General features: G+C 66.0%; 10 protein-coding genes. 9 read left to right on the top strand and 1 reads right to left on the bottom strand.

Annotation, left to right across the window (positions count from 1 at the left end):
• Positions 1 to 27: 27 nt before the first annotated feature.
• Genes ACYQ2T_RS16955 through ACYQ2T_RS16920 form a run of 8 tightly spaced genes read left to right on the top strand, consistent with a single transcriptional unit; the run spans position 28 to position 8216 of the window.
• Positions 28 to 1254, top strand: coding sequence for a CpaE/TadZ family protein (locus tag ACYQ2T_RS16955; protein WP_459902038.1), 1227 nt, complete (start codon positions 28 to 30; stop codon positions 1252 to 1254).
• Entirely contained in the window at positions 1251 to 2744 is a 1494-nt protein-coding gene (locus ACYQ2T_RS16950) for a TadA family conjugal transfer-associated ATPase (RefSeq protein ID WP_459902037.1), read from the top strand. The genes ACYQ2T_RS16955 and ACYQ2T_RS16950 overlap by 4 nt, the downstream gene beginning before the upstream one ends.
• A complete protein-coding gene (locus ACYQ2T_RS16945) occupies positions 2741 to 3700 on the top strand; it encodes a type II secretion system F family protein (RefSeq protein ID WP_459902036.1) in 960 nt (319 codons plus the stop codon). Before ACYQ2T_RS16950 ends, ACYQ2T_RS16945 begins: the two co-directional genes overlap by 4 nt.
• 13 nt (positions 3701 to 3713) lie before the next feature.
• Positions 3714 to 4658 carry a type II secretion system F family protein gene (locus tag ACYQ2T_RS16940; RefSeq protein WP_459902035.1) on the top strand — a complete coding sequence of 315 codons (945 nt, stop codon included), beginning with the start codon at positions 3714 to 3716 and terminating at the stop codon, positions 4656 to 4658.
• A gap of 18 nt (positions 4659 to 4676) precedes the next feature.
• Positions 4677 to 6041 carry an SPOR domain-containing protein gene (locus ACYQ2T_RS16935; protein ID WP_459902034.1) on the top strand — a complete coding sequence of 455 codons (1365 nt, stop codon included), beginning with the start codon at positions 4677 to 4679 and terminating at the stop codon, positions 6039 to 6041.
• A 20-nt stretch (positions 6042 to 6061) separates the two neighbouring features.
• Positions 6062 to 6445 (top strand): TadE/TadG family type IV pilus assembly protein, encoded by a 384-nt coding sequence (locus ACYQ2T_RS16930; RefSeq protein ID WP_459902033.1) that lies wholly within the window; start codon positions 6062 to 6064, stop codon positions 6443 to 6445.
• Positions 6348 to 7682, top strand: coding sequence for a vWA domain-containing protein (locus ACYQ2T_RS16925; protein WP_459902032.1), 1335 nt, complete (start codon positions 6348 to 6350; stop codon positions 7680 to 7682). The genes ACYQ2T_RS16930 and ACYQ2T_RS16925 overlap by 98 nt, the downstream gene beginning before the upstream one ends.
• 18 nt (positions 7683 to 7700) lie before the next feature.
• Entirely contained in the window at positions 7701 to 8216 is a 516-nt protein-coding gene (locus ACYQ2T_RS16920; protein ID WP_459902031.1) for a TadE/TadG family type IV pilus assembly protein, read from the top strand.
• On the opposite strand, the gene ACYQ2T_RS16915 is transcribed toward ACYQ2T_RS16920, so the two are convergent.
• Positions 8210 to 9130, bottom strand: coding sequence for a sulfotransferase (locus tag ACYQ2T_RS16915; RefSeq protein ID WP_459902030.1), 921 nt, complete (start codon positions 9128 to 9130; stop codon positions 8210 to 8212). The genes ACYQ2T_RS16920 and ACYQ2T_RS16915 overlap by 7 nt on opposite strands.
• Before the next feature lie 210 nt (positions 9131 to 9340).
• Between ACYQ2T_RS16915 and ACYQ2T_RS16910 the strand changes: the two genes are divergently transcribed.
• Complete coding sequence (locus ACYQ2T_RS16910) at positions 9341 to 11629, top strand: PAS domain-containing hybrid sensor histidine kinase/response regulator (RefSeq protein WP_459902029.1); 2289 nt, start codon at positions 9341 to 9343, stop codon at positions 11627 to 11629.
• Positions 11630 to 12301 lie beyond the last annotated feature (672 nt).

The raw sequence follows: 12301 nt of genomic DNA, 5'->3' as shown, positions 1-12301 counted from the left end.
CGCACCCAAGCCCAAGCGGAGCACGCCATGCAGACCATGTATCCCATACGCATCATTCTCAGGGACCACGACGCCCAGCAGCGCGTCACGGCCCTTGTGGAGCGCCACCCCCGCTTCACCGCCACACGCGCGGACGATACGCGCTCTGGCGGGGCCTGCCTGTACGAAATGGGCGACGATCACGACAGCGACCTCGCCCGCATCCGCCGCATGCTCTACACCGGGCTGGTGCACGAAGTATTCGTCACCGCCGGGGAGAAAAGTCCGGACCTCATCATTGCCGCCATGCGCGCCGGGGCGTCGGAATTTTTGCCCGCCCCGTGCGACGATGACGACCTTGCCGCCGCGCTCTCGCGCTTTGTGGAGCGCTACGACGCGCCCCAGACTGCCGCGCCCACAGCCGCGCAGGGCGAGGACGCCGCCGGACGCATTATCCACGTCATCGGCGGCAAGGGCGGCGTGGGGGCCACCACCGTGGCCGTGAACCTTGCCGTGGAGTTGGCCGGTGGCGGCGAACGCGTCGCCCTTATGGATATGCGCGTTCCCCTTGGCGAGGTTCCGCTGTTTTTGGACATAGAATACGCCAACACCTGGGGCGAGGCCGCGCGCGACATCTCGCGGCTGGACGCCACATTCCTCGCCAGCCTCATGGTCCGCCACACCAGCGGGCTGGATATTCTGCCCTCCCCCAGCCGCCCAGGCGACGCAGAAGCCGTCTCCGCCGAAGCTGTGGACGCCCTCATGGCGCGGCTGCGCGCGGACTACGCCGTCACCGTGGTGGACGGCAATCCGCATCTGGACGACATCTCCGTCGCCGCCATGGACCACGCCGACGATATCTACCTCGTCTGCGTGCTCAGCCTGCCCTGCCTCGCCAATGTCCGAAAGCTGCTGGAAAACTTTGACGCCATGCGCCCCGGCCTTGCCGCCAAGGTGCGCCTTGTGGTCAGCCGCCACCTCTCCAAGGCGGAAATCTCCGTGCGCGAGGCCGAAGAACTCCTCGGGCGCAAGGTCTTCTGGCGCATTGAAAACGACTACGCGGCCACGCTGTCGGCCATCAATCAGGGCCGCCCCCTGCGCCACTGCGCGCCCGCCTCGCCCGTGACGCGCTCCATCGCGCGGCTGGCCGCAACCCTCGGGCACACCGCGCAGGCCGAGGCCGCCCCGGCGCGGGGCATCCTGTCGCGCCTTGTCTCGCGCACCCGCGCCATGAGCCTGACTCCCGCCCCGCGCGCCGCACGGAGTGAATCATGAGCCTGACCGACCGCCTCAGCCGCAACACCGGCGCGTGGAAGACGCCGCAACGCCGCCCGCACACGGCCAGCCCAGAGACGGCAACGCCCACGCGCGCGGCGCAGCCTGCACCGTCCTGTATCACGCCGCCCGCTCCCAGCCCGGAGCACACGGCCCAGCGCCCCATACGCCCAACGTCCCACGACGCCACGGGCGAGGAATACTACACCGTCAAGGCCAAGCTCCACCAACGCCTTATCGAGCGCATCGACCTTGCCGCCGTGGAGCGTCTGGACCCGGAGGAACTGGGCCGCCGCATCGCCGCCCTTGTGGAGCGCATCCTTGCCGAGGAGTTCCGCCAAGCGCCCCTGAACATGGCCGAGCGCCAACGCATCATCAGCGAAATGCGCCACGAGGTGCTGGGCCTTGGCCCGCTGGAGCCGTTGCTTCAGGACCCCGCCGTGTCGGACATCCTCGTCAACGGCTACGCGCAGGTCTACGTGGAGCGGCGCGGCAAGCTGGAGCGCACGGACACCCGCTTTCAGGACGACGCCCATCTACGGCAAATCATCGAGCGCATCGTCTCGCGCATGGGGCGGCGCATTGATGAATCCTCGCCCATGGTGGATGCCCGCCTTGAGGACGGCTCGCGCGTGAACGCCATCATCCCGCCGCTGGCCATCGACGGGCCCAGCCTCTCCATCCGCCGCTTCTCGCGCGACCCGCTGGAGATGGACGACCTTATCGCCTTCAACGCGCTCACAAAGGAAATCGGCGACGTGCTGCGCGGCATTGTGCGGGCGCGGCTGAATATTCTCATCTCCGGCGGCACCGGCAGCGGCAAAACCACCCTGCTCAACGTGCTCTCGCGCTTTGTGCCCCATGACGAACGCATCGTCACCATTGAGGACGCGGCAGAGCTGCAACTGAAGCAGGACCACGTGGTGCGTCTGGAAACCCGCCCGGCCAACCTTGAGGGCCGAGGCGAAATCACCGCCCGCGACCTCGTTAAAAACTGCCTGCGCATGCGCCCGGACCGCATCATCGTGGGCGAGGTGCGCGGCGCGGAGGTGCTGGACATGCTGCAGGCCATGAACACCGGCCACGACGGCTCCCTGACCACCGTGCACGCCAATACCCCGCGCGACGCGCTCATGCGCATTGAGACCATGACCGCCATGGCAGGACTGAACCTGACCGGCGAGTCCACCAAGCGCACCATTGCCTCGGCCATCGACGTCATCATTCAGGCCACCCGCCTTGGCGACGGCACGCGAAAGCTCATCAGCGTGCAGGAAATTACGGGCATGGAAGGCCCGGCCATCACCATGCAGGAAATTTTCCGCTTCCGGCAGACGGGCGTTACGGCCACGCGCGGCGTGCGCGGAGTGTTTGAGTCCATGGGCATCCGGCCCAAGTTTGCGCAGCGCCTGTCCGCCCTTGGCGTGGAACTGGACGCCGACCTCTTCCGCGCCGGAACCCTGCTCAGCGTCGGGGAGGACACGCCATGAACACCCTCATCGCCCTTGCCACCGTCATTGGCATATTTTCCACGGCCTGCGCCGCCATCATCGTGCTGCGCAGCCGCCGCGACGAAGGCGAACGCCTCACCCGCCGCCGCATGCAGCGCCTGTCGCGCCTTGCCCCGCAGGAGGTGGACATCCAGCGCCAGCATTCGCTCTCGGACGTGGCGTGGCTCCACAGCCTGCTGGGGAGGCTCTCGTGGACCCAGCGGCTGGACACCCTCATCCGCCAATCCGGCAAGCGCATCAGCGTGGGCACGCTCCTGCTTTTGGCTCTTCTTGGCGCGGCGGTGGGCTTTCATCTGGCGCGGGCCGTGTCGGACAATATGTTCTTCCATATGGTGCCCACCACGGTGCTGGGCTACGCCCCGTTCTTTTGGATTCGCCGCGCCAAAAACCGCCGCATGCGCGCCTTTCAGCGCCAACTGCCCGAAGCTCTCGACCTTGTCGCCCGCGCCCTCAAGGCGGGGCACGCCTTCACCCACGGCCTGCGCCTTGTCGCGGACGAATTCGCCCCGCCCATCGGCCCGGAATTCGGCAGAACGCTGGAGGAGATCAACTTCGGCGTGGATATGGACGACGCCTTTGAAAACCTTGCCACGCGTGTGGACTGCCCGGACCTGCGCTTCTTCATCGTCTCCGTAAACATTCAGCGCGAAACTGGCGGCAACCTTGCGGAAATCATCGCGGGCATCTCGCGCCTTATACGCGAGCGCTTCAAGCTGCAGGGCAAAATCCGCGTGCTCTCCGCCGAGGGGCGGCTGACGGCCTACATCCTGCTGGCGCTCCCCGGCGGCGTAGGGCTGGTCATCAACCTCATCAACCCCGAATACATGAGCCTGCTCTACGAAACACCGCAGGGCCGGTCCGTCATGACCATGGCCATCATCATGATGGGCGTTGGCGCGGCGGTGCTGAAAAAGCTCATTGCCATCAAGGTCTAAAGGAGGCGCGGCTATGTCGGCACCACTTCTGCTCCCCATCACGGCGGCCTGCGCCGGTTTCGTCTCCGTCTTGCTGTTGGTCCTTGGCATCAGTGGGGCGCTGTCCTCGCGCGGGAAGCTCACGCGGCTGGAGGAGCGCATGAGCGGACGTCCGCACCGGACGGCACCACGTCAGCCCTTGCGCCAGCGCCTTGCGGGGGCCATGGGCCGCACCGCCGCCACCCTCGGCCAGCGCGTTGCCCCTGCCGACCCGGACGAAATGTCCAAGCTGGCGCTGCGGCTTCTGCGCGCGGGCTATCCCGGCAGCGGCGCGCCCGCCGCATTCTGGGGGGCCAAGCTGGCGGCAACGGTTGTGGGGGCGCTCCTCGGCCTTGGTGGGAAATTTCTGCTGGATGGACAGGGCGTTGGTGGGTCACTTTTGCTGACCATCGTCCCGGCGGCGGTGGGGCTGTACCTGCCGGACATCTGGCTGAGCCTTGCCATAAAGCGCCGCAAGCAAGCCATCCTGCACGCCCTGCCCGACGCGCTGGACCTGCTTGTGGTCTGCGTGGAGTCAGGCATGGGGCTGGATCAGGCCCTTGCGCGGGTGGGGAGCGAGCTTCACGCCGCCGCGCCAACTTTATCCGGAGAATTCAAGACCTTGATTCTTGAGCTGAGGGCAGGCATGAAACGTGCAGACGCACTGCGCAGCCTTGCCCGGCGCGTGGACCTTGAAGACATGAACAGCTTGGTGACGCTGATTAATCAGGCGGACACCTTTGGCACCAGCATTGCGGGCACCCTGCGCGTCTACTCCGACGCGCTGCGCACCACCCGCACACAGCGCGCGGAAGAGCGCGCGGCCAAGATGCCGGTCAAGCTTCTGTTTCCTCTTGTCTTCTTCATCATGCCTGCGCTGTTCGTCGCCATTATGGGTCCGGCTGCCATCCAGCTTATGAAGGTTTTTTCCAGATTCTAACACCGAGGGAGACGGCATATGACTCGACGCACCACTTCACTGTTAACGGCTTCGGCGGCTCTGCTGCTTGCAGGGCTGTGCGGCTGCGCCGCGCACACACCGGGCCAAAGTGCCGCCCACCCCGCGCAGGACGCGCAGGTCCAGTCCGCCGCATCCTCCGTGAACGCCACGCAGGCCCTCGCCCTTGTGGACCAGGGCCGCCGCCTCGACGCCGCAGGCCGCAGCGAGGCCGCATTCGGCCAGTACGCCCGCGCCGCCGCCCTTGCGCCCTCGTGCATTCCCGCGCGCTACCACATGGGCATGGCGCTCCTGCAGCAAGGACGCAGCGAGCGCGCCCTTGAGGCCTTCAACGCCGTCCTCAGTGCGAACCCGGACCACGCCAAGGCCCTTGAAGGAGCGGGCATCGTCTCCTTCCGAAACGGACTGTACGACGAAGCCGAAGCGCGCCTCACCCGCGCCGCGCACCTTGATCCATCCCTGCACCGCGCCTACGCGCACCTTGGGGCCATCCACAACTACCAGGGGGAATTCGCCGCCGCAGTCACGGCCTTCCGCACCGCCCTCGACATCGCGCCCGACAGCACTCCAGACAGCGCCGCCGTGTGGAACAACCTCGGCATGACCTACACCATGATGGAGCGCGAAGCCGACGCCGTGCGCGCCTTTGCCAAGGCCCTGCGCCTTGGCGCGCCCTTGCGCCGCACCTCCAATAATATGGGCCTCGCCCTTGCGCGCATGGGCCGCTACCCCGAAGCCTTGGAGGCCTTCCGCAGCGCCGAGGGCGACGCCGGCGCCTACAACAACCTTGGCTACGTGCACCTGATGCAGGAGCGCTACGACGACGCCATCGCCTGCTTTGAAACCGCCATCCGCCTTGAGCCCGGCTACTACGAACGCGCCAGCGAGAATCTGCGCCGCGCGCGCCTTGCCCGCAGCTTTGCCCAGTCCGCGCCGCACGCGCCGACTGAGGCGGCCCCCGCACAGCGCGCCCACGACGTACGCTCCTACGCCCCGGACGGCACCCCGGTTACCAAGGCCGACTCCACCCTGAACTTCCTCCTCGACTCCGTGGGCATCGACAACAGCACGCTGGAACCCACGCCCCTTGGCGACCTGCCCGTGTACACGGTGCACGTCTGTTCATGGCGCTCCGTGGGCAAGGCCCGCCGCATCGCGCGCGAGCTTATCCGCAAGGGCTACAACGCCCACGTGTCCAGCGTGAAGGTGCGCGGCAAGGGCAAGTGGTACCGCGTCACCGCCGGTGAATTCATGGAACTGCAAAGCGCGCAGCAGCTCCAGCGCACCCTGAAGCGGGACCACGGCTACCGCAACCTGCGCATCATCAAGCGCACCCCCGCCACCGGGGCCAAAAGCAACACCTGACGCACAAGGAGGAAGCACCTATGCGACAGCACCGTGAACGCGGTTTGGCGGCACTGGAAGTGGCACTGATCCTGCCACTTCTGGCCGTCTTCATCGCCACCCTCGTGGAGGGCGGCAACATGCTGGGCGCCTATACGGACATCCGCGACTGCAGCAGGCAGGCCGCGCGGCTTCTGGCGTCCTCGCCCGCCCCGCCCGATGTAACGGAACTGGTCCGGCGGCTCGCGCCCGATTTGGACGCGGACAAGCTCTCCGCCGCCGTGACCACAGACGACACCACAGACAAACTCACCGTCGAGGTCAGCTATGTCTATGCAACGCTTCTCGCCGCCGTGCCCGGCTTTGGGCAGTCCGGCGCGCGCTCCTTCACCCTGCGGGCGCGAACCAGCATGCCAGCGCTCTAACCGTCACAACTCAGGCTCCGCCGCCGTTCTCATCGCCGTCCTCCTCCCCGCTCTCCTCGCCCTGATGGGCCTCGCACTCGACTCCGCAAATCTGTACCTCGCCCACTCCCGCCTGCAAGCCGCTGTGGACTCCGCAGCCCTTGCCGCCAGCCTGCAACTGCCCTACGACCCGGACATGGACAAGGGCCTCGTCCGGGACGCCGCAACAACGTATCTGGACGAAAACCACCCCGGCGCAGAGCTGACGGGGCTCGTCCCCGGCGGCGCGGTGCGCAGTGTGGAAATCACCGCCGCAGCGAACGTGGACCTGATGATCCTACCCGTCATTGGCCTGAGCTCGCAGCGCATCGAAGCCAGCGCCATGGCTGGATTCAACAATCTGGAAATCGTGTTCGTCATCGACAATTCCGGGAGCATGAAGGGCGCGCCCATTGACGAGACCAACGCCGCCGCCAGCCAACTGGTGGACCTCGTTATGCCCGATGGCATGGCCGCGTCGGTCCGCATCGGTCTGGTGCCGTTTCGCGGCAAGGTCCGCATCCCCGCCGGGGTGGACGGCCTGCCCGCCGGATGCCGCAATGCCGACGGCACCTTGAACGACGGCCTGAATGAAGAATATTTCAAACGCGAATACCGCGTGCCGTCATGGTCCCGCCTGCGCGTCAGTTCCGGCACCTGCGACAGCATCCCCTTCACCCACGCCCTCACACAGGACAAATACGCCATCCTCAGCGCCATTTACGAACAGGACGGACGCGGGGACTGGTCCGGCACCGTCATCTCGGAGGGCATCAAGTGGGGCCGCCATGTGTTGACGCCGCAGGCTCCCTTTACCGAGGGCGACGCCAGTGGCGACATGCGCAAAATCCTCATTCTGCTCACCGACGGCGACACCGAGGACGGCATGTGCGGCGGCTCGCACGCGGTGTCGTACCAGCCCAACAACTACTGGACCAACGCCTACTTCGGCATGCTGGACATGGACGCCCACTGCGAGGACGGCGGCCGCCTGAACGAGGACCTGCTCGCCGAGGCCATGCTCGCCCGCAACGCCGGGATTGAGGTCTTCTGCATCCGCTACGGCGACTCCGACGCCGAAGACGAGCGCCTGCTCAAGGCCGCGGCCTCCAGTACGCCGGGGACGGACGACCACTACTTCAACGCGCCCTCGCCCTACGACATTGGCGACGTGTTCAAAAAGATAGGCCGACAGCTGGGATGGCGGCTTTTGCGCTAGCCCAAGGGAGGACACACCATGCACCACACACGCACCATACGCCGCACACCGCACGCGCGTCAGCGCGGGCTGTCCGTGGTGGAATTCAGTCTTCTGCTGCCTGTTGTGCTGGGGATGATTCTGCTGCTTGTGGAGCTAGGAAACCTGTACTTCACCCAGTCCACACTGGAAAAGGCCGCCTCCGCCGGAGCACGCTTTGCGGTGACCGGCCAAGGGGACATGGAGGGGGACAGACTGGCGCGCATCACAGGCACGGTCCGCACCCTGTCGGATACCATCGCCCTGCCGGAGCCGACAGGGCCGCTGACCATCACCGTGCGCAGCTGGCCCACAACACTTGGGACGGGCGCGCCTACCGAGGGCAGTGCTGGACGCCCCTGCGCCATGATGGAGGTGGAAGTCCGCTGCCCGTATACGCCGGTGACGCCACTCATCGGCGGCATGCTGGCGGACGCCATCACCCTTACCGGCTCCCGGCGCATGATCAATGAACCATGGCTCCCCTGCGAGGCCGACGTCGTGGCCAGTCAATAGCCGTAGCGGCGGGCCTCCATGGCCGTGGCCAGCCCAACGGCCCCGCGCATCAGGGCGGGCATGGCCGAACGCCACCGGTCATCAAGCATAATGCCGCCCACAGCGGCGCGCATGGCGTTGCCGGACAGGGCGTGGTTGCCGCTGCGAAAATCCATCTTCGGCTCCGCATCCGGAAGACCCAGCCACGGGAGGACCATACGCATGGTCCTCTCCGGCTGTCCGGCAAGGTCCTCATACCGCAGCAGCAAGGCGTGCTCCACGGGAAGCTCCGTGCGGTACACACGCGCCAACAGGCGGTTTTCCACCACCCAGCGCAGGGTCATGCGCGGGGCGTAGCGCCAGCCGCCAAGGCGCGGCAAGCGGCGAATCTTGGAGTACACAAAGGCCCGTGGGTCCTTGAGGACATGGATGACGCGGATGTCAAAGAGGCCGCTCCGGATAAGCCACGACAGGCGGTACACATCCTTGGACGCATCCACCAGCCATGTGACGGGTTTTCCGGTGCGCTCTTCGGCTACGGCGCGCACGGTGTCCAGCAGTTCCCGGTTGGCCCTGCCATGGTGGAAGTATTCCGCTGAACGGTCCGGCCCAACCTCCCGCACGGGCGTGCGTAGGGCGCGAATCTCCGCCCAGCGCAGCGCCTTGCCATAGCCACTCTCATCGCGGAAACGGCCAATCTCGCCCGAGGCCAGCGCCTGCGGGCACCGGGCCGCGACCTCGGTCCAAAAGTCGCACTCCGCCACGCGCTCACCGCATCCGCAGGGAGACTTGCCCCGGACCAGCTCAAAGGGCAGCATCTGCACCTCGCCCGCCGTCCATATCCCCGGCTGCGCGCCAAGGAGCATATCCAGCAAAGTGGACCCGGAGCGGCCACTACTGGCAATATAGATGAGCGGTAACTTCCGGTCCGCCATATGCGGCCTCCCATAGTTTTTACAGGTTTTCATCCTGTAGAATACGGGGCGCGCACGGGTGGGTCAACAGCCCGCGCGATTTACGGCCAGCAGGCAATCTGCTATCCATCGTGACGACGGTTAGCATCCTAACCGTCTGCCCGGAAACGCAAAACACAGGATGCCCCCGCCCCTGCCCCGAAGGCCACGGCATCCAGCAAAGGCCCTGCGATGACCCGATTTAGCCTGCTTGTCATCTCGGACTCCGAAGAACTGGCGTCCGCCATTGTCACCCGCCTGTCGGCCCACGGGCTGGAACCCGCGTATAACGTCGTGTCTTCGCCGCTCCGGCTGGCGCAGACCCTTGCGGATGAGCCGTGGGACATCGTTATGGCCGCCTCGGAGCTCCCCGGCATGCCGTGGGAGGAAAGCCTTGCCATCACCCGCGCCGCTCGCGAGCATCTACCGTTTCTGCTTGTTGCCGAGCAGCCCAGCCCGCAGGCCGCCATCGCCGCCATGCACGACGGTGCGGACGATTACCTGTGCCTGACGGACTGGAGCTTCGCCCCGGCGGTCCAGCGCGCCCTTATCCATGGAGGCGCCCACCGCCAACTGAATATCTCCCTCGAAACCCACCGCATGAACGAGGAAAAATACCGCCGCGTCATCGATGACTCCATGGTTGGCATTTTCCGCTGCACGCCGTGGGGCCGGCTGACCAGCTACAACCCGGCCTTTACCCGCATCCTTGGCTACGAATCGCCGGAAGCCTTTGAAACCGCGCGAAAGGCCGCGCTGGACCTGCCGCACATTGACGCCGAAACGCAGGAAAGCATCCTCACGCTGGTGGAGGAGCATGGCCGCATCCGTGACTTTGAAACCCGCATTCACCGCGTGGACGGCTCGTCCATTTGGGTGTCGCTCTCCGCGCGCGCCATCCGGGGCGATTCCGGCGAATTCTCCGCCGTGGAAGGCTCCATTGAGGATATTGACCGCCGAAAGCGCGTGGAGGCCATGATTATCCGCGCCAAGCAGGAGTGGGAGCGCACCTTTGACAGCGTGCCCGACGTCATCGCCATTTTGGACCGCAACTTCACCCTGCGGCGCATGAATATGGCCCTTGCCACGCGCCTTGGCCTACATCCCAAGCAGGCCGTGGGCCTGCACTGGTCCAAACTGCTGCCGCCCATGGACGACCACAGCACCGCCCTGCAGCAACTGCGCGCCATGTCCCAAAGCGACGGCGAAGTGGTGGAAATGGACCTGCCCGGCCTTGGCGGCGTGTTTCTTGTTTCGGTGTCGCCCTTTCATGTGGACCGCGCCGTGGACGAGGACGCCGACGGCTTTGTGCTGGTCGCGCACGACATCAGCAGCAGGAAGCAGCTGGAAGCCAAACTGCGCCAGTCCCAAAAGCTGGAGGCCATCGGCACCCTTGCCGGCGGCATTGCGCATGACTTCAACAACATCCTCGGCGTCATCATGGGCTACGCGGAAATGACGCTGGAGGACGCCACGCCGGAAACCGTCACCGAGCGCCGCCTGACGGAAATCATCAACGCCGGACGCCGCGCCCGCGACCTCATTCATCAGATTCTCACCTTCAGCAGGCAGGAAGAACTGGCCCTGCGCCCGCTGCAACTGGACAGCGTGGTGAAGGAAGTGACCAAAATGCTCCGGGCATCCCTGCCCGCCAACGTGAACATCATCACGGACCTGCCGCCCGCATCTGCGGCGGTGATGGCGAACCTGAGCCAAATTCATCAGGTCATCATGAACCTGTGCACCAACGCCGCGCACGCCATGCGCGCCACGGGCGGCACCCTGCGCGTGTCGCTGGCGGATACGACGCTTGTCACCGAGGACGGCGCGGCCCGCGCCGCCGTGCTGTTGACCGTGGCGGACACAGGCACGGGCATCCCCGACGAGATTCTCGACAACGTCTTCGACCCATTCTTCACCACCAAAAAGCCCGACGAGGGCACCGGCATGGGGCTGGCCATGGTGCATGGCATTGTCAGCAGCCACGGCGGCACCGTGTCCGTGGACTCGCCCCCCGGCGAGGGGGCCACCTTCCGCGTGGTACTGCCCGCGGCAGACATTGTCCCAACCGGAACGGAAGAACCAGCCACGCCGCGCCCCAGCGCCAAAGGCCGCGCCCTGTTCATTGACGACGAAAAGGCCCTTGCCACCATCGGCGGGGAAATGCTCGACAGTCTCGGCTTTACCACCAGCGTGACCACCAGCAGTCTGGACGCGCTGGAGGTCTTCAAATCCGCGCCAAACGAGTTTGACCTTGTGGTAACGGACCAAAGCATGCCCGGCCTCACCGGCGAAGCCCTCGCCAAGGAAATACTGGCCCTGCGCCCGGACGTGCCCATCATCATCTGTACGGGCTACTCCGAGGACATCAGCGCCGAACGCGCCCGCAGCATCGGCATCAGGGGCTTTTTGCTCAAACCCATGCTCAAGAAGGACCTCGCCGCCAGCATCGACGCCGCCCTGCGCAGCCCCGCCGAATAGCCCGGAAAGCCGCGCGTGACACGAGATGCGGGGACTGCGGGAAAAGCGCGCGAACTGCCCCACACACGCCCTCATCTTGCGCGTGGAGGCCGCGGCCGTCCTTACTGGGGCAAGCCACGCAGAACCTCTCCCTGAGGCCGGACGTCCCGCACTCCGGCCGCCGCACCACCAGCACCTGTATCCCTCGCCACGAGACAGCCCCAGCCCAGAGTCATCTCACAGCGCCCCACCGCGCCATCAGTTGCCCCTGCTACTCTGCCTTCCTGCCCTCGCCCCACTCCGTGATGACAGAGCTTCCGCCCACACCTTACACGCCATCCAATCCTCTCAGGCCTGTTCACGTCCGCACACCCGCCTCACCCTCCTCTTTGCGCTCCACAAAACAGGCGCCGCATGCTAAGCCCTGCAGGCCTTGTCCCTTGCGCAGATGGCGATGCGGCCCGTACCACACCACGCCCACGCCTTCCCCCGTCCACCAACGAAAAACAGGGCGGCGAGCCATGCTCGTCACCCTGCTTTCCTCATAGCCACAACCTCCCGTCCCTCTCTCGCCCTCTGGGGCGCTTCCCCGGACAGGGGGCTGCTGTTTCTGGTTCCTCACCGCGTCAGCGCTTCCATGAAGCGACAAAGTGGAAGATGGCGCTGAAAGTTGGTTGTTGCCACCAGACAACA

The organism is Desulfobaculum senezii (assembly GCF_054657395.1).
Note: the sequence above shows the minus strand (reverse complement) of the source record. Positions and strands in the feature narration are given on the sequence as shown.

Bases quoted from the DNA above. Each gene is read 5' to 3' on its own strand.
- ACYQ2T_RS16940 (WP_459902035.1), top strand. From the start codon at position 3,714: ATGTCGGCACCACTTCTGCTCCCCATCACGGCGGCCTGCGCCGGTTTC.
- ACYQ2T_RS16945 (WP_459902036.1), top strand. From the start codon at position 2,741: ATGAACACCCTCATCGCCCTTGCCACCGTCATTGGCATATTTTCCACG.
- ACYQ2T_RS16925 (WP_459902032.1), top strand. From the start codon at position 6,348: ATGTCTATGCAACGCTTCTCGCCGCCGTGCCCGGCTTTGGGCAGTCCG.
- ACYQ2T_RS16950 (WP_459902037.1), top strand. From the start codon at position 1,251: ATGAGCCTGACCGACCGCCTCAGCCGCAACACCGGCGCGTGGAAGACG.
- ACYQ2T_RS16910 (WP_459902029.1), top strand. From the start codon at position 9,341: ATGACCCGATTTAGCCTGCTTGTCATCTCGGACTCCGAAGAACTGGCG.
- ACYQ2T_RS16930 (WP_459902033.1), top strand. From the start codon at position 6,062: ATGCGACAGCACCGTGAACGCGGTTTGGCGGCACTGGAAGTGGCACTG.
- ACYQ2T_RS16935 (WP_459902034.1), top strand. From the start codon at position 4,677: ATGACTCGACGCACCACTTCACTGTTAACGGCTTCGGCGGCTCTGCTG.
- ACYQ2T_RS16920 (WP_459902031.1), top strand. From the start codon at position 7,701: ATGCACCACACACGCACCATACGCCGCACACCGCACGCGCGTCAGCGC.
- ACYQ2T_RS16955 (WP_459902038.1), top strand. From the start codon at position 28: ATGCAGACCATGTATCCCATACGCATCATTCTCAGGGACCACGACGCC.
- ACYQ2T_RS16915 (WP_459902030.1), bottom strand. From the start codon at position 9,130: ATGGCGGACCGGAAGTTACCGCTCATCTATATTGCCAGTAGTGGCCGC.